This is a genomic window from Burkholderia sp. Bp8963 (assembly GCF_003854275.1).
GTDB lineage: Bacteria > Pseudomonadota > Gammaproteobacteria > Burkholderiales > Burkholderiaceae > Burkholderia.
The window spans coordinates 1-17,260 of the sequence record NZ_QTQP01000008.1 but is presented as its reverse complement, the minus strand read 5'-3'; the positions used below and the strand labels follow the sequence as shown (position 1 = coordinate 17,260).

The 17,260-nt window shown below is 68.7% G+C and carries 14 protein-coding genes; 5 read left to right on the top strand and 9 right to left on the bottom strand.

Annotated features, from left to right (window positions below; genetic code table 11):
- Position 1 precedes the first annotated feature (1 nt).
- From DID96_RS08735 to DID96_RS08720, 4 genes are read right to left on the bottom strand one after another with little or no spacing between them, the layout of a single operon-like run.
- Positions 2-2,335 (bottom strand): DUF5682 family protein, encoded by a 2,334-nt coding sequence (locus DID96_RS08735; RefSeq protein ID WP_221624576.1) that lies wholly within the window; start codon positions 2,333-2,335, stop codon positions 2-4.
- Positions 2,335-3,426: an AAA family ATPase gene (locus DID96_RS08730; protein WP_124598961.1), complete on the bottom strand. Its 1,092-nt coding sequence runs from the start codon at positions 3,424-3,426 to the stop codon at positions 2,335-2,337. Before DID96_RS08730 ends, DID96_RS08735 begins: the two co-directional genes overlap by 1 nt.
- On the bottom strand, positions 3,423-5,003 hold the full coding sequence (locus DID96_RS08725) for a DUF5691 domain-containing protein (protein ID WP_124598960.1): 1,581 nt from the start codon (positions 5,001-5,003) through the stop codon (positions 3,423-3,425). The genes DID96_RS08730 and DID96_RS08725 overlap by 4 nt, the downstream gene beginning before the upstream one ends.
- Positions 5,003-6,334: an SWIM zinc finger domain-containing protein gene (locus tag DID96_RS08720; protein WP_260463829.1), complete on the bottom strand. Its 1,332-nt coding sequence runs from the start codon at positions 6,332-6,334 to the stop codon at positions 5,003-5,005. Before DID96_RS08720 ends, DID96_RS08725 begins: the two co-directional genes overlap by 1 nt.
- 528 nt (positions 6,335-6,862) lie before the next feature.
- Between DID96_RS08720 and DID96_RS08715 the strand changes: the two genes are divergently transcribed.
- From DID96_RS08715 to DID96_RS08705, 4 genes are all read left to right on the top strand, one after another.
- On the top strand, positions 6,863-8,692 hold the full coding sequence (locus DID96_RS08715) for an acyl-CoA dehydrogenase (protein WP_124598959.1): 1,830 nt from the start codon (positions 6,863-6,865) through the stop codon (positions 8,690-8,692).
- Positions 8,679-8,837 carry a hypothetical protein gene (locus tag DID96_RS38215; RefSeq protein ID WP_185732202.1) on the top strand — a complete coding sequence of 53 codons (159 nt, stop codon included), beginning with the start codon at positions 8,679-8,681 and terminating at the stop codon, positions 8,835-8,837. The genes DID96_RS08715 and DID96_RS38215 overlap by 14 nt, the downstream gene beginning before the upstream one ends.
- The gene (locus DID96_RS08710) at positions 8,834-9,814 is read left to right on the top strand and encodes an NADPH:quinone oxidoreductase family protein (RefSeq protein WP_124598958.1); all 981 of its coding nucleotides are present in this window, start codon (positions 8,834-8,836) and stop codon (positions 9,812-9,814) included. Before DID96_RS38215 ends, DID96_RS08710 begins: the two co-directional genes overlap by 4 nt.
- 370 nt (positions 9,815-10,184) lie before the next feature.
- Complete coding sequence (locus tag DID96_RS08705; RefSeq protein WP_124598957.1) at positions 10,185-11,609, top strand: PLP-dependent aminotransferase family protein; 1,425 nt, start codon at positions 10,185-10,187, stop codon at positions 11,607-11,609.
- 72 nt (positions 11,610-11,681) lie between these two features.
- Here DID96_RS08705 and moaD read toward each other — a convergent pair whose 3' ends face one another.
- The 5 genes from moaD to fdhD all read right to left on the bottom strand — a co-directional run bounded on the left by moaD (position 11,682) and on the right by fdhD (position 16,043).
- Positions 11,682-11,939, bottom strand: a complete 258-nt coding sequence (moaD, locus tag DID96_RS08700) for a molybdopterin converting factor subunit 1 (RefSeq protein WP_124598956.1) — start codon at positions 11,937-11,939, stop codon at positions 11,682-11,684.
- Positions 11,940-11,978: 39 nt separating this feature from the next.
- On the bottom strand, positions 11,979-12,545 hold the full coding sequence (locus DID96_RS08695; protein WP_124598955.1) for a molybdenum cofactor biosynthesis protein MoaE: 567 nt from the start codon (positions 12,543-12,545) through the stop codon (positions 11,979-11,981).
- Positions 12,546-12,601: 56 nt separating this feature from the next.
- On the bottom strand, positions 12,602-13,708 hold the full coding sequence (gene moaA, locus DID96_RS08690) for a GTP 3',8-cyclase MoaA (protein ID WP_124598954.1): 1,107 nt from the start codon (positions 13,706-13,708) through the stop codon (positions 12,602-12,604).
- Positions 13,709-13,967: 259 nt separating this feature from the next.
- Positions 13,968-15,182 carry a gephyrin-like molybdotransferase Glp gene (glp, locus tag DID96_RS08685; protein WP_124598953.1) on the bottom strand — a complete coding sequence of 405 codons (1,215 nt, stop codon included), beginning with the start codon at positions 15,180-15,182 and terminating at the stop codon, positions 13,968-13,970.
- 6 nt (positions 15,183-15,188) lie between these two features.
- Positions 15,189-16,043 (bottom strand): formate dehydrogenase accessory sulfurtransferase FdhD, encoded by an 855-nt coding sequence (fdhD, locus tag DID96_RS08680; RefSeq protein WP_124598952.1) that lies wholly within the window; start codon positions 16,041-16,043, stop codon positions 15,189-15,191.
- A gap of 451 nt (positions 16,044-16,494) precedes the next feature.
- On the opposite strand from fdhD, the gene DID96_RS08675 reads away from it, so the two are divergent.
- A partial coding sequence (locus DID96_RS08675) for a cytochrome ubiquinol oxidase subunit I (RefSeq protein ID WP_148094500.1) occupies positions 16,495-17,260 on the top strand: 766 nt, incomplete at its 3' end.

The window sequence follows — 17,260 nt, the reverse complement described above, 5'->3', positions numbered from 1 at the left end:
TTCACTTCCCCAGGATGGCGGCGAGCACGGGCAGCACGCGAGCGGCCCGTGCGTGGTCGAGTTCGGCGGCAGCGGCTGCCGCAGCGGCTGGCGCGTCGAGCCGGCGGACCTTGCGGCCCATTTCGCGCCGCTCGGCGGCCTGGAAATCGGCGAACGCGCGACGCAGCAGCGGCAGACGCTCGATGAAGACGTCGTGCGCGAGGCCCGCAAGCCACGCGTCGATGACACGCCACAGCGCATCGTGCTGCAGCAACAGCAGGCCGCTGCCGCGCAGCAGCCCGGTAAGCCAGCCGGTGGATTCGGCCGGTGGTATCGCGGTGGCGAGCGCCAGGCCGGCCTGGCGTGCGAGCTCGTCCGCGCCGACGCGCTGGCGGTCGAAGGCCAGGCGCAATGCAAAGCCGCGTACCGCGGGCGCAACGGCGGCGTCGGCGGTCAGGTCGACGAGGCAATCGAACCAGCTGTCGCGCAGTGCCGCCGTGTCCAGCGTATCGAGCGCGCGCTGCACGCCATCCATGTGCTCCAGCATCGCGGCGGCGGCGGTTTCGTCGATATGGCTCGCGGCGGCCGCGAAACCGACGACGATGCGCTCGACCAGCCCTTCGACGATCGGCTGCAGGTCGGCGGCCGCCGTGCCTCGCACGTCGCCATACCGGGCCACACGCGCCAACGGCGGCAACGCGGTCATCAGGTGCGCAAGATCGGCCGCGACGGCCGCCTGCGTCTGCACACAGCCGAGCAGCACATCGATGGCGACCGGCAGCCGCGCAAGTACGGCCTGGTCGAGCATCCCGGTCAGCCGGGGCAGCTCGGCGCCTGCGCGCGCACGCTCGCACAGGCGATGCGTGGCCGCGTCCTCGATCGTGTTGCCGTAACGGCTGGCGGCAATCAGCGCGACGATCATCTCCGGCTGCCAGCGCAGTTCCCATGTTTCGCGGAACGTGCCCGTGCGGTTGTTGTCCCGCATCAGCGTGCCCCAGCCGACGTCGAGCAGATCGAGCCGATGCAGCAGCAAGCTGCGTTGCCGGCCGCCGTCTTCGCGCAGGTCGAGGTCGATCTGCCTGATTTCCGTCGTCGGCTTGAGGCGCACGCGCTTCTGACACGCTTCCAGGTCGCGTTGCAGCGGGGCGGCAACGGCCGACGCGGGGACGCTGCCCATGCGGTCGCCGATCTCGAGCTTGCGGCGGATCAGGGCCAGCGGTTCGGCCTCGCCGCGGCAAAGCACGGCCATCATCGCGTCGCGCTGCTCGGCCAGCCCCGGCAGCGGCAGGTCGCGCATCGCGGCGAGCGCGTCAGCCAGACGCACCGTTTCGATCACGCTGGCCGACGATGCGTCCAGCCCTTCCGCGCGCATCAGGCGGGCGCCCTCGGTCACCCAGCGCAAACCGGCGCGATCCGGGCTTTGCCACAGATGGCGATACCAGCCGGGCGACTCCACGCCCGCACCGTAGCCGCTGGCAAAGGCAAGGCGATCGTCGCTCCACGGCACCCAGGTCGCTTCGGTCCTGGTCTTGGGCAAACCCTTGAGGAGCGCCGTGTCGTCCTTGATCCTGGCAGCCTGCGTCAGCGCCGGCACGTGCCAGGCGCCACATACGACGGCGACGTTCTGGTAGCCGGCCTTCAGGGCTTCGCGCACGCGCGTGCGCATGTGGGCCTCGCGTCGCGCTTCGCGCAACGATGGCGCGGGCGCATGTTCGCGCAACGCCGTCATCGCTTCCTCGATCGCGGCAAACAGCTCGCCGGCGTCGCGTCGCTGCTCGACTTCGATTTCCCACCACAGCTCGTGGTCGTCATAGCCTGCCGCGCGCGACAGTTCGCCGACCGGATCCATGCGCCAGCCCGACGGCAGCGCGTCGTCCGGCGTCTCCGGCTCGGTGGCTTCCGTGGTCGCTTCCGCAGCATCGACATCGACGTGATCGGCTTCGGTGTCATCGGCTGCAGTGATCGGTTCCGCGGACCCGACGTCGCCGTCATCGGTTGCCGATGCCGCTTCGGCGGCAGCCTGTTCCCGCGCGAGGGTTTCGGCGAAACCGTGCGCGACCGGCAGATCGATGAACCACAGCGGCACGTCGTGCGCCGTCGCGTGGCGAATCGCCTGCCATTCCGGCGAGAACTCCGCAAAAGGGTAGAACACGCCCAGCCGCGCCGCTTCGCTCGGGTAGACGAGCAGCGCGACCGGCGGCTGCATGGCGGCGTCGGCGGCCAGCGCGACCACCTCGTTCGCCTCGGGCGGCCCTTCCAGCAGCACGATATCGGGCTGCTGCGCCGCGAGCGCGGCCTTCAGCGCCCGTGCGCAGCCGGGGCCATGGTGGCGGATGCCGTAGTAGCGAACCGCCATCAGGCGACTTCCATGCACGCGCGGTAGAAGTCTTTCCAACCGTCACGCTCCTTCGCCACCGTCTTCAGGTATTCCATCCAGACCAGCTTGTCCTGCACCGGATCCTTGACGATCGCGCCGGTCAGGCCGGCCGCCAGGTCGGCTGCGCGCAACACGCCGTCGCTGTAGTAGCCGGCAACCGCCATGCCGTGGCCGAGCACCGAAATCGCTTCCGCCGTCGACAGCGTGCCGCTCGGCGATTTGAGCTTGGTCTTGCCGTCTTCGGTCAGGCCGTTGCGCAATTCGCGGAACACGGCGACCACGCGGCGCACTTCTTCCAGGGCCGGCTTTTCGGCAGGCAGCGCCAGCGCGCGGCCCAGCTCGGCCACGCGGCGGCTGACGATCGCGACTTCCTCGTCGAAGGTGTCGGGCGTGGGCAGGATCACGGTGTTGAAACGGCGCATCAGCGCCGACGACATCTCATTGACGCCGCGGTCGCGGTTGTTGGCCGTCGCGATCACATTGAAACCGCGTTGCGCCTGCACTTCGATGCCGAGCTCGGGCACGGGCAGCGTCTTTTCCGACAGCAGCGTGATCAGCGTGTCCTGCACTTCGCTCGGCACGCGTGTCATCTCTTCCAGCCGCGCAAGCTTGCCTTCGCGCATCGCGTTGAGCATCGGGCTCGGCACCAGCGCCTGCTCCGACGGGCCTTCCGACAGCAGGCGCGCGTAATTCCAGCCGTAACGCAACGCGGTCTCGTCGGTGCCGGCCGTGCCCTGGATCAGCAGCGTGGAATCGCCGCTGATCGCTGCCGCCAGATGCTCCGACACCCAGCTCTTCGCGGTGCCCGGCACGCCGTAGAGCAGCAGCGCGCGGTCGGTCGCCAGCGTGGCGACGGCAATCTCGATGAGTCGGCCGCTGCCGATGTATTTCGGCGTGACCTCGAAGCCGTTGTCGAGCTTGCCGCCCAGCAGGTAGGTCTTGACCGCCCACGGCGACAGCTTCCAGTTCGCGGGCCGCGCGCGCGCGTCGTGGCGCGCGAGTTCCGCCAGTTCTTCCGCATATTGCGTTTCGGCATGCTGGCGCAGCACGGTGTTGAGGTTGGCGCTCACAGCGGCATCTCCTTGATCACGGTTTGTTTGGCTTGCACGAGCGTGACGATTTCACGCGCCCGCTCCAGCATTCGGGGTGGGCCGGCAAAGGCGTTGCCGAGCCAGCCGGCATACAGTTCGACGATGGGCGACAGCACGGCGAGGTCGGCATCGGCTGTGCGCAGCACGGCCAGCTGCGCGAGCTCGGCGAGGTCATAGCGCTGCATCAGGTCCTCCGGCGTGCGGCGCTGAATGTCGTCGGCGAAGAAGGTGCGCGCAAAGGTGCGGACGACTTCGGGCGGCCACGGCGCATCGAGGTGACGGGCGAGCATGGCCGCCATGTCGACATTGCCGAGCGCGAGCTGGCGGCACAGCTCGCCTTCGCGAACGACGGGAAGCGACGACTTCCATAGCGTGACGATCAGTGCACTCAACTGCGCCGGCGGCTTGCTGCGACTCAGCGCGCAGCGCAGGAACGCGGCCGACCACGCGGGGTCGCCCGCCTGGCACGCGGCGGTGGCGCAGCCGGACAGCAGGGATTCGGCCCAGTCGCTGTCCGCCATCAACGGAATCAGCGCGTCTGCTTCGTCGCCCGCCGCATCGCTCCAGCGCGCGGGCGGCACCACCGACAGCAACTGGCGCAGCCACGATGCGCGTCTGCCTTCTCCGGGCGCCGTTGCATCGACGATGCCGTCGCGTGTCCAGTCCTTCGGCAGTTCGTCGGGAATGTCGACGCTCAGCACCGGCGCGGCGCGCTTGCCCAGGAAGGCGGCGAACCTGGCGACGGCGCCGCTCGCGGGCGTGGCCGCCTGCCAGCGGACGCACGCGTCGGCACGCGCCGTCATGCGACGCATGAGCGCGGAGTCCGGAAGGCGGGCGAGCAGACTCGCCGCTGCCGCGCGCACCGTTTGTGCGCGGTCGTCGAGCAGGCTCTCGAGCAGCGGCTCGTCATCCATGCCGAGGTTCGCTGCCATCGCGCTGACGAATTGCTGGCGTGCGTCGGCCTTTTCCTTCGGCAGGACGGCGGCCAGCCGTTCACGCGCATCGGCCGCGTCGATGCCACGCAGCGCGACGAGCGCGTCGGCGCGTGCGCTCGTGTCGCCTTCGTCCCAGGTACGCAGCAGTGCGGTTTCGTCGAGGTCGCCCGGCGTGAATTTCCTCAGGCGCGCATCCCAGTCCGGGTTGTGTGACGCAAGCCAGCGCCCGCGTTCGCCGAGCGCATCGCGCCAGCGTGTCAATGTCGCGGCCTTGCCGAGAACGAGCGGCAGCAGCGCGGGCGGCAGCCGGCAGCCAGCCTGCACGACACGCGGCGCGAGCCATTCGCCCAGGCCCGGTATCTCGTCGGCGATAGCGGCTGCGAGCACGGATGCGATCGCAGCGGGCGTTTCCGGCAAGGTTTCATCCGGCGCGGCGGCCGGCCGTGACGCTGTCCGCGGCAGGCGGCCGGCTTCGCGATGGACGGCAAGGCTGCCGGCCTGCCATAGCAGGCGCTGCTCCCTGGTCCCTTCGGGCAACAACGCATCGATCTCTGCCAGCGTCGGCGCGTCGAGCGACACGTTGGCCGTGCCGACCAGCGCGGTGCGAATCAGGTCTTGCATCACGCGCCTCCTGCCAGGCCTTGATAGCGTCCGTCGATGTACAGGCCCAACGGCCGAAGCGCGCGTCCGTCCCACTCGACGGCGACCGGATGGGGCCGTCCGCCGGTCACGGCCAGCCAGAGCCAATGGTCGCCGCCGTGCAGGGGCAGGCCATGTCCGGTCGAATCGACCGCGTGCCATGCGCTGCCCGTGTACGCGGGCACGATCGCGTCGAGTACGGTGGCAAGACGGTCGTGCCAGGGGTTGGCTGCCAGTGCATTGGCCGCTTCGTCGAGCAAAGCGGGGTAGTCATCCACGCGCGGAAACGCGGCAGGCAACGGCAACGTGGTGGCGGCACCCTTGAGCATTGCGCGCCGCGATCCGGTGCCCGGCCAGAACGCCAGTTCGCCGTCGAACGCCGTGCCCGGCGGCCAGATGGCGGAAAAGGGCTGGTTGCCCGCGGCGAACTGCAACAACAGCGCGGACCGGCCACTGGCCTCGCCGACGAGCCAGGTGCGTTGCACCCGCACGCGCTCGTCCGTGTCGGCCGCCTGGCCGATCACGTGCCAGCGATCGCGCAAGCCTTCGCCGTGTGCGAGTACGTCCTCTTCACGCACGCTGAAGCCGATCAGCTGCCGCAGCTGCTGTTGCAGATCGGGAGAGAGCAGGTCGATCCGCTCGTATGCGCGCACCGCCAGCGCGAGGCGGCCAAGCTCGGCCAGCAGCCGCTCGGGCCAGTCTTCGCGGCTTCCCGGAATATCGGCCAACGCGCGTACCCGCGCGGCCAGGCCGGGTGCCTGCGCGTCCACCAGACGTGCGGCCATCTGTTCCCAGAAGGCCGGCCCCTGCGCCGGCAAGCGCGCGAGGCCGTTGCGCACGAGGTCCTCCAGCCAGACCTGCAGCCCGGCCATCCCGTCGCGCACCTGGTTCTCGCGCTTTTCGGCGCGCTTGTGCTGCGCCGCTTCGTCTACCGGCGCGTCGGCCTTGGCCGCCGCGCGCGCCTCCTTGCGGGCCACGTTGTCCGCCCGCTTGTCGAGCCAGTCGGTGACCCATTCGGGCTCGTCGGCGTCGGCGACGGCAGCGGGCTGGCTGGCGGCCAGGATCAACAGGCCGAGCGCATGCTTGCACGGGAACTTGAAGCTCGGACAGGAGCACTTGCTCGCGAAATCGGCGAAGTCCACGCGCACCTGATAGGGGTTCTTGCCGCTGCCCTGGCATTCGCCCCAGACCGCACGCGCGTTGCGCCCGAGCATCGGCCATTGCTTCGGCTGCGCCAGCTTCCTGCCATTCGCGGCCGAGCCGCTGTCCGGCGCCAGCGCCAGGACTTGTTGTTCGGTTAGCTGCATATCCATGTGTCGGCGTCCGATCAGGGCTGAGCTGAAAGCGCGGCGAGCGGCAGCCTGCATTGCCTCGCGGCGAGATCCGGCGTCATTCGGCGAATCTCTTTCAACGCATGACTCTGATCCGGTGTGATCGTTTCGGCGATTCTGCCACGGCGTCGAGGTTCTGCTCGTCCATCGGTGTTCCCGCCGGGCCAATGTTCAGATGATACCGGGGCGACGGTGTCGGAGGCGCGCGCGCATGAGCCGATGGAATCGCGCGTTGCGATTCGCGAACGACCGTGCTAAATTTTTCGCCGGCGTTCGTTGTTTGCCAGCATGAGTATGTCGCCAGCATTCGACGCTGAAGGAATCGCTCACCGAATTTCGCAAAACGAAATCATCGGGCCGCGCGCATCGTGCCGCCCGACAGGAGACAGAAGTGATGGAGCAGGCATCGATCGGGCACGCGCATGCGGGCCACGCGTCGCGCGGCACGGCACGCGGGCGAGGGACGATAACGGGCCGGGTGTGCGGCCAGGCGCGCAGGAGGGCAATGCGATGAGCTTGCTGATGTCGCGCCGCGATCTCGCGTTCCTGCTGTACGAATGGCTCGATGCCGAAGCGCTCGCGGCGCTGCCGCGCTATGCGGAGCATGGCCGCGAGACCTTCGATGCCGTGCTCGATACCAGCGAGCGGATCGCGGCCGACCTGTTCGCGCCGCATGCGGCGCGCGGCGATCGCGAGGAGCCGCACTTCGACGGCGAGCGCGTGACGCTGATTCCCGAAGTCGAGCCGGCAGTGCGGGCCTTCGCCGACGCGGGCCTGATCGCCGCGGGCCATGACGAGGCGCTCGGCGGGATGTGTCTGCCGAAACTCGTCGAAGCGGCGTCGTTCCTGTTCTTCCAGGCCGCGAACATCGCGACGGCGGCCTATCCGTTCCTGACCGTCGCGAACGCGAACCTGCTCGTCGCGCACGGCAGCCCCGCGCAGATCGACGCGTTCGCGCGCCCCGAACTCGAAGGGCGCTTTTTGGGCACGATGTGCCTGTCGGAACCTCAGGCGGGGTCGTCGCTGTCCGACATCGCGACGCGCGCGGACTACGAGTGCGAATCGCCGCTCGGCCCGCGCTACCGGCTCACCGGCAACAAGATGTGGATCTCGGGCGGCGAGCACGAGCTCGCGGAGAACATCGTCCACCTGGTGCTCGCGAAGATTCCCGACGAACACGGCCGGCTGATGCCCGGCACGCACGGCATCTCGCTGTTCATCGTGCCCAAGTATCTGCCGGGAGCCGACGGCGGCGCGAGCGGCGAGCACAACGACGTGGTGCTCGCGGGACTGAACCACAAGATGGGTTATCGCGGAACGACCAACTGCCTGCTGAACTTCGGCGAGGGCACGCGGTATCGTCCGGCGGGGCGCGCGGGTGCGATCGGCTATCTGGTCGGCAAGCCGAACCACGGTCTCGCATACATGTTCCACATGATGAACGAAGCACGCATCGGTGTCGGCGCGGGCGCGGTGGCGCTCGGCTACACGGGCTACCTGCATGCGCTCGACTATGCGCGCAACCGGCCGCAAGGGCGCCCGCTCGGGCCGGCCGGCAAGGACGCCGCCGCGCCGCAGGCGCCGATCATCGAACATCCGGACGTGCGCCGGATGCTGCTTGCTCAGAAGGCCTACGTCGAAGGCGGTCTCGCGCTGATCCTGTACTGCGCGCGGCTCGTCGACGATGCGCGCGCGCAGCCCGACGCGGCCGCGCGTGCGGACGCCGGGCGCCTGCTCGACATCCTGACGCCGATCGCGAAAAGCTGGCCGTCGCAGTGGTGCCTCGCCGCGAACGACCTCGCAATCCAGGTGCACGGCGGCTACGGCTACACGCGCGACTACGCGGTCGAGCGGCTCTATCGGGACAACCGCCTGAATCCGATCCACGAAGGCACGCACGGCATCCAGGCGCTCGACCTGCTGGGCCGCAAGGTCGGCCAGGACGACGGCGCGGCGCTGCGCTCGCTCGACGCGCGCATCGCGGCGACCGTCGAGCGGGCGCGGGCCGCGGATGCCGAAGCGTGTGCGCAGGCCGATGCGCTGCTGCGGCGCTGGCGGCGGCTTGGCGACGTTACGCGCCAGCTCGGCGCGCTCGACGATCCGCAGCGGCGGCTCGCGAATGCGAGCGTCTATCTGGAGGCGTTCGGCCATCTGGTCGTCGCGTGGCTATGGCTCGACGTGACGCTCGCCACGCACGGGCGCACCGGCGACTTCCACGACGGCAAGCGCGCCGCCGCGCGCTACTTCTTTCGCTGGGAGCTGCCGAAGACGGACGCGCAGCTCGACCTGCTCGCGAGTGTCGATGCGACGCCGCTCGACATGCGCGATGCGTGGTTCTGAGCCGGCGCCGCGCGTCGTCGACGTCGTCGATTTCGTCGATTTCGTGGATGCGCTGCCGAAGCCGGGCAGCGCCAGGATTCCGTTGCGCCAGTTGCAGGAACAGGACGCGGCTCGTGATGCCGCACAAGGAGAAACCATCGTATGAAAGCCTTGTTATGTACCGCTTTCGGTCCGATCGACCAATTGCGGATCGAGGACGTCGCCGTCCCGGAGCCGGCCGCGGGACAGGTGCGGATCCGCGTGAAGGCGGCCGCGCTCAATTTTCCCGATGCGCTGATCGTCCAGGGCCTGTACCAGATGAAACCGGCGCTGCCGTTTTCACCGGGCGCGGAATTCGCGGGCGTGATCGACGCCGTCGGCGACGGCGTGACGGCATGGCAGCCCGGCGCTGCCGTGATTGCATCGACCGGACACGGCGGGTTCGCCGAGCAGTGTGTCGCCGACGCGCGCCAGATCGCCGCGCTGCCGCCGGGCATGGCGTTCGACGAGGGCGCCGCGTTCGTGCTGACCTATGGCACGTCGCTGCACGCGCTGCAGCAGCGCGCGCGCCTGCAAGCGGGCGAGACGCTGCTCGTGCTGGGCGCGGCGGGCGGCGTCGGGCTCGCGGCGATCGAGATCGCGAAGGCGCTCGGCGCGCGCGTGATCGCGGCGGCATCGAGCGGCGACAAGCTCGAACTCTGTCGCGCCGCGGGTGCGGACGAGACGATCGACTATGCGACTGAAGACTTGCGGCGCCGCGTCGACGAGCTGACCGGCGGGCGCGGCGCCGACGTGGTCTACGACCCGGTCGGAGGCGCGTACACCGAGACGGCGCTGCGCGCGACCGCATGGCGCGGCCGCTACCTCGTGGTCGGGTTCGCCGCCGGCGAGATTCCGAAGATTGCCCTGAACCTCGCGCTGCTGAAGGAGCGCGACATCCTCGGCGTGTTCTGGGGCGACGCGGTGCGCCGCGATCCGGCACAGCATGCGGCCAACCTGCGCCTGCTCGCGGAATGGTTCGCGGCCGGCAAGGTGCGCCCCGTGATTACCGAGCGCGTGCCGCTCGCCGGCGCGGCGGACGCGATCGCCCGGATCGCGAACCGGCAGGTCAAGGGCAAGGTGGTGGTGCTGCCGGACGCGTGATGCCGGCCGGATCCCGGAAACCGCGAGCCGGCGACGTCTCGCGGTTTTTGTTTTTTGTCGCGTCGCATCCGACGCATCTCGCGCCAGTCGTCCGGCCCCTCATCCGACCCCACCGGGTATTTCATAAGACATACAGTTCGGACACACCTCGGCCGTTTGCCTAAACTGTACTCTTGCACGCACGATGAATGTGTGTGCTCGCGGCCGACTGTTCTGCTTTTACTCTTCCATCATCTAAAGCACAGCGCCGCAGGTCCCGCGAGATCGGGCTTGCGGATGCATCTTCACGAGAGCCCACCATGATGGAACAGGCAAAACCGAACGGAAGGATCGCCACGCATCGACCGCTCGCCGCGGCAGGGAGCGCACGATGAAACTCTACGAAAAGCTTGCGGACGACATCGAGCGGCTGGTCCGGCAGGGCGTGTACCGGCACGGCGACCGGATTCCGTCGGTGCGGCAGGCGAGCCAGCAGCATCGGCTCAGCATCACGACGGTCCTGCACGCGTACCTGCTGCTCGAAAGCCGCGGCCTGCTCGAAAGCCGGCCGCAGTCGGGCTACTTCGTCAACCTGCGCCGCGACGACGGCAACGGGCAGGTGCGCGACCTGCGCCCGTCGAAGCCGATCGCGATTTCGTCATCGGTCGACGTGAGCCGCCTCGTGCTGTCGACGCTGCGTTCGATCGGCGTCGACGACGCGGTGCCGCTCGGCTCGCCGTATCCGGACCCGAGCCTGTTTCCGTTCGAGAAGCTGAACCGCTATGCGTACGCGGCCGGCCGCGACAAGTCGCTGTGGGGCGTGACGGACGGGCTGCCGCCCGGCCATCCGCGGCTCGTGCGCCAGATCGCGCGCCGCTACCTGGAAAACGGCATGTCGGTCGATCCGAACGAGATCATCATCACGGTCGGCGCGACGGAGGCGATCAACCTGTGCCTGCAGGCGGTCGCGAAACCCGGCGACGTGGTCGCCGTCGAGTCGCCGACCTTCTACGCGATGCTGCATGCGATCGAGCGTCTCGGGATGAAGGCGATCGAGGTGTCGACGCATCCGGAGTACGGGATCGACATCGCGGCGCTCGCGGCGATCGCGAAATCGCAGCCGATTGCCGCGTGCATGGTGATGCCGAACTTCCAGAACCCGCTCGGCTTCCAGATGCCGGACGAGCGTAAGCGCGAGCTGGTCGAGTTCGCAGCGAAGACCGATCTGCCGATCATCGAGAATGGCGTGTACAACGAACTGTATTTCGGCGATTCGCATCCGAGCACGCTGAAGTCCTATGACAGGAAGGGGCTCGTGCTGCATTGCTCGTCGTTCTCGAAGAGCCTGACCGCCGCGTACCGGATCGGCTGGGCATTGCCGGGCCGCTACCGCGACCAGGTCGAAAAGCTGAAATTCCTGAACACGCTGGCGACGCCGTCGCTGCCGCAGCTCGCGATCGCGGAATATCTCGAGCGCGACGGCTACGAGCATCACCTGCGCAGGATCCGCAAGGCGTATGCGCAGCAGGCGAACCTGATGCGCGCGATCGTGTCGCGCTTCTTCCCCGAGGGGACGCGCATTTCGAGCCCGGCCGGCGGCTACGTGCTGTGGATCGAATTGCCGGCGAAGGTCGATGCGATGCGGCTGTATCAGCTCGCGCTCGAGCAGGGGATCACGATCGGACCCGGCTATATGTTCTCGATCTCCGACAGCTACCGGAATTTCATCCGGCTGAACTACAGCAGCCCGTGGTCGAGCCAGATCGAGCAGGCGGTGATCACCGTCGGCAAGCTCGCGGCGATCTGCGCGCGCTGAACGGTGGAAGGCGATGCGCGTCACGGCGCGCATCGCACACCGCACCACGAACACCGTGAAACGCGGCGTCGCTCAACCGCCGGTGACGGGCGGGAAGAACGCGATCTCGCTGTCCTCGTGCACGACGAACGTGCCGTTCACCATCTCGTGGTTGACGGCGACGCGCACCGGGCGATCCCGGTGCAGCGCGTCGGCGGTTCGCTCGTCGCGCGTGGCGAGCGTGTCGCGCAACGCGTCGACGGTGAGTTCGGTCGCATCGATCTCGACGGTTTCCTCGTCGATGCGGAGTTGTTCGCGAATGCTCGCAAAGTACTTGATCGTCAGTCTCATGGTGGCTCGTTGCCGGAAGGAAAAAGGGCGGCGGGCGTATCAGCCCCACCGTCGCATCGCGTGATCGTCGCGCGCCTTGGCCTCGACCCATTCGGCCGTGCCGTCGTGCCGGATTTCCTTTTTCCAGAACGGTGCATGGGTCTTCAGGAAATCCATCAGGAACTCGCACGCGTCGAACGCCGATGCGCGATGCGGCGCGGCGACGACCACCAGCACGACCGGCTCGCCGAGCGCGATCCGGCCGATCCTGTGAACGATCCTGACCGCTTCGAGCGTCCAGCGCGCGGACGCTTCCTCGACGATGCTCCACAGCGACCGTTCGGTCATGCCCGGATAGTGCTCGATCTCGAGCGCGACGACGTCGTCGAAATCGCCGGTCTGGCGCACGACGCCGAGGAAGTTCACGACCGCGCCGACGCGCGGGTTGCGCGCGATCGGCATGATCTCCGCGTCGACGTCGATCGGCGGGTACTGGACGCGCACCTCGAAGCCTGCGGCGATCGCCGGCGGCGCATGAACGGGCCGCGCGGTGCTGTCGTCGGCGCAGCGTTGATCGGCATGCGCGGGGTCGTCCGGTACGGCGGGCGAATCGATCGATGACGTCATGATTGTTCTCCAGAGGGCGGCGCTTCCTGCATCGCTCGGCATCCTTCGGCAGCGTGTCAGCCGCCGACGAGCGACATGCGCACGGTCGGATACGCTTTCCCCGGCCGCCGCGCGGGCCGGGCCGCGCGCAACGCCGAGTAGCGGTCGTCGCGGCGCAGCCAGCGATCGCGGATCGCGGCGCTCAACGGATCGAGCGGCACGGTGTCGGCGAGCCACGGCCTCAGATCGGTGCCGTGCGTCGCGAACAGGCAGGTGTAAAGCTGGCCGTCGGCGGACACGCGGGCGCGCGTGCACGTGCCGCAGAACGGATGGGACACGCTGGCGATGAAACCGACTTCGCCTGCACCGTCAGCATGGCGATAGCGGATCGCGGTGCCCGCGTGCAGTTCGGCATCGTCGATCGGCAGCAGCGGATACGCGGCGGCGATCGTGTCGCGCATCTGCGCGGCCGTGACCACCTTGTCGGCCGACCATGACTGCGCGCCGCCGACGTCCATGTATTCGATGAAGCGCAGCGCCACGCCCGTGTGCCGGAACGCGCGCACGAGCGGCAGCAGCTGGCTGTCGTTGACGCCGCGCTCGATCACCGCATTGACCTTGACGGGCGCGAGCCCCGCTGCTTGCGCGGCGTCGATGCCGTCCAGCACGCGGGACACGGGGAGGTCGACGTCGCTGATCCGGCGGAATACCGCATCGTCGATCGCGTCGAGGCTCACCGTCACGCGGGCGAGGCCGGCGTCGCGCAGCGTGCGCGCCTTCGCCGCGAGCAGCGAGCCGTTCGTCGTCAACGCGATTTCGACAGGCTTGCCGCTCACGGTCGTCAGCGACGCGAGCGATTCGATCAGCGCTTCGAGCCCGCGCCGCAACAGCGGTTCGCCGCCGGTGATGCGGATTTTCTCGACGCCGAGCGCGACGAACGCGCGCGCGATTTTGCTCAGTTCATCGAACGAAAGGCGTGCGGATGGCGGCATGAACGCGTGATCGCTGTCGAAGCTGTCGCGCGGCATGCAGTACGTGCAGCGGAAATTGCAGCGATCGATCACGGACAGCCGCAGATCGCGCAGCGGACGCTCGAGCATGTCGGCGATGCCGGGTAGGGCGACTGCCGCCGCGCCGCGATTCGATGCGGTTTCGGTCGGCGTGACGAAATCGATGACGTTCACGATCGTTCCGTTGGCCTGCGCAGGTTGAGAAAAGCGGAGCGCCCGACGGTGCGCGGGTCGTGCGGACGGGACGGGCGCAGGCCGAGGCAGGCTCCTTGCCGGAGGATAGATCGCCGGGTGGCCGAAGCAGAGGCACAATCCCGGCCGATTTGCAGGAATACAGTTCGTTCGCGGCACGCGGTGCGCGAACCGCGAAAACCGTGCAACGCAGCGGCCGGCATCGCGCCGCGCCGCAGCATGGCCACGCGTGCGGCCGCCGTCACGCGAGCCATCGCGCGAAATCGTAGTACGGCAGCGCGTCGCCGCGCGCAATCGCGCGGCCTGCGGGCAGCCGGACGACGCCGCTCGCGTCCGCGAGCGACTGCAGCGTTCCGGCGCCTTGCTGCCGCAGCGTGTCGAGCACGGGCTGCCCGTTCGCTGCGACGCGGCAGCGCACCCGCAAGAAGCGGTCGCGCGTGTCGTCCGGCTCGATGTCGGCGTCGAACGGCAGCGACGGCGCGATCGGCAGGCGCTCGTCGCGCCCCTGCAGGCAGCGGATCAGCGGCGTCACGAACAGCGCGAACGTCGTCAGCGCGGCGCCCGGGTTGCCGGGCAGCAGCACGACCGGCTTGCCGTCGAGCCGCGCGAGCGCGACCGGCTTGCCGGGTTTCATGCGAACGCCGGACAGCACGAACGACGCGCCGAGCTCGGCGAGCACCGGGCGCAGGAGATCCTTGTCGCCGACGGACGCACCGCCGACGCAGACGAGCAGGTCGCAGTGCGCGATCAGGTCGCGCAGCGCGTGGTCGACCGCGTGCCGCGTATCGCGTGCGTGCGCTGCCCGCGCGACGACGGCGCCGGTGCCCGCGACGAGCGCGGCCAGCATCGGTGCGTTGCTGTTGTAGATCTGCTGCGGCGTCCGCGGCTCGCCGCACGCGACGAGCTCGTCGCCGGTCGTCAGGATGCCGATACGCAGCGCGGCGTGCACGTCGACCCGGGCGATGCCTTGCGCGGCCGCGATGCCGACGTGCGCGGCGTGCAGGCGGGTGCCTGCCGCCATCATCACGTCGCCCGCGCGCAGTTCCTCGCCGCGCCGGCGGATGTGCGTGCCGGCACGCGTGCTCGCGTCGAAGCTCACGTACCCGTCCTGCTCCCGTGCGTGCTCCTGCATGATCACCGTATCCGCGCCAGGCGGGATCAGGCTGCCGGTGAACAGGCGCGCCGCGCAGCGCGGATCGAGCGGCAGCGGCACGTCGCCCGCGTAGCAGCGCTGCGCGATGCGCAACGGCTCGCCGCTCGCGAGATCGGCGTGGCGTACCGCATAGCCGTCCATCGCGCTCTGGTCGGTGGGCGGCTGGTCGAGCACGGCGGTCAACGGCGCGGCGAGGATGTGGCCCGCCGCATCGGCGACCGGGACGGAGGTTCGGACGAACGATCGCGCGAAGGCGTGCGCGAAGTGCTGCTGTGCGGTGTCGAAATCGATGGAGCGCATCATTGCCGGTTATCCGTCCACGGTTGCAGGGGCGTCGACGCCGTCGACGTATTCGACGAAACCGCTGCCGCGGCAAAAGCCGAGCAGGCGGATGCCGGCTTCGCGCGCGACGTCGATCGCAAGCGCCGTCGGCGCGGAGATCGTCGCGATCATCGGGATATCGACGCGCGCGGCCTTGCGAACCAGTTCGTAGCTCGCGCGGCTCGACAGGAACACGAAGCCCGTGCGCGTATCCGTTCCGGCGCGTGCGAGGCGGCCGATCAGCTTGTCGAGCGCGTTGTGCCGGCCGACGTCCTCGAAAACTTCGACGACCGTACCGTCGCGGTTGCACCACGCGGCCGCGTGAATGCCGCCCGTGTCGCGCATCAGCGCCTGATGCGCGGGCAGCGCACGCGCGGCGTGCGCGACCGCTTCCGCGCCGATCCCGGCCGCCGCGCCGGCATGACGGATGCGCGCGGGATGCAGGTCGAGCTGCGCGATGCTTTCGATCCCGCACACGCCGCAGCCGGTGCGGCCGGCGAGCGCACGGCGGCGGCCCTTCAGCGCGACGAACGCGCGCTGCGATACGGTGAGGCGCACCACCGCGCCGTTGGCCGCGCAGTTGGCCGTGAATTCGCTTTCGATGTCGTAGATGTCCGACGCGCGTTCGACGATGCCTTCGCTGAGCGCGAAGCCGACGCCGAATTCGTCGAGATCGATCGGCGTCGCCATCATCACCGCATGCGAGATGTCGTTGAATACGAGCGCGACCGGGCATTCGTCGACGACGCGGTCGACCACCCGTTCGAGCCCGTCCGGACGATGGCGCGTGACGTCGCGCGCAACGCTGCCGGTCGGCTCGGTCAGCATGGGGCGTGGCTGCATGAGTGTCCTCGCGATGATGCCGGCGTGCATCGCAACAACAGATGCCGCAGCAGATGCCGAAGCAGATGCGCTATGCCGGCGAATGACGGGAGCGGCGACGAGCGTCGATGACCTGCGCCGATTGCCGCGAACCCGAACCAGGCAACAGGGTACGGGCGATCGCGCGCGATGTGCGTGCACAGCGCGGCGACCGGAAAAGCAGTACAGCTGACGGCCGCGGCGGCCGCCCGCGCGGTTTCGATGTACACATCGAACGGGGCGCCACGAGCACAGTTCGCGGGTGCCAGCGTTTGATTGCGAGCGACGTTCGAATCGCGCTATCGTCGATCACGCTTCGATGCCGGATGCGATGTATGCGCGTGTCGCCGGGGCCGCGCCACGCGGCTGCCGGACCGTCGCGGGATGGTCCGCATCGGACGCACGTCTCCACTATCACGGGCACATATCGGTCATGGAAATCTTCGACGCCTTTCACCTGGCGCGATTGCAGTTCGCGTTCACGGTGTCCTTTCATATCGTGTTCCCCGCGATCAGCATCGGCATGGCGAGCTTTCTCGCGGTGCTCGAATGGCGCTGGCTCGCCACGGGCGACGCCGCCTACAAATCGATGTTCCAGTTCTGGTCGAAGATCTTCGCGGTCGGCTTCGGGATGGGCGTCGTCTCCGGCGTCGTGATGGCCTACGAGTTCGGCACCAACTGGAGCGGGTTTTCCCGCATCGCCGGCAACATCACGGGGCCATTGCTGACGTATGAAGTATTGACGGCATTCTTCCTCGAGGCCGGGTTCCTCGGCGTGATGCTGTTCGGCTGGAACCGCGTGAGCCCGCGCGCGCACTTTTTCGCGACGCTGATGGTCGCGGTCGGCACGCTGATCTCGACGTTCTGGATTCTCGCATCGAACAGCTTCATGCAGACGCCGCAGGGCTTCGCGATCCAGAACGGCATCGTTGTCCCGGTCGACTGGTTCAAGGTGATCTTCAATCCGTCGTTTCCGTACCGGCTCGTGCATATGACCATTGCCGCGTTCATCGTCGCGGGTTTCATCGTCGCCGCGTGCGGCGCATGGCATCTGTTGAAGGGCCGCCGCGACGAGCCCGTCAAGCGCACGTTCTCGATGGCGCTGTGGATGTTGCTGCTGCTCGCGCCGGTGCAGATCGTCGTCGGCGACGCGCACGGCCTCAACACGCGCGAATACCAGCCAGTGAAGATCGCGGCGA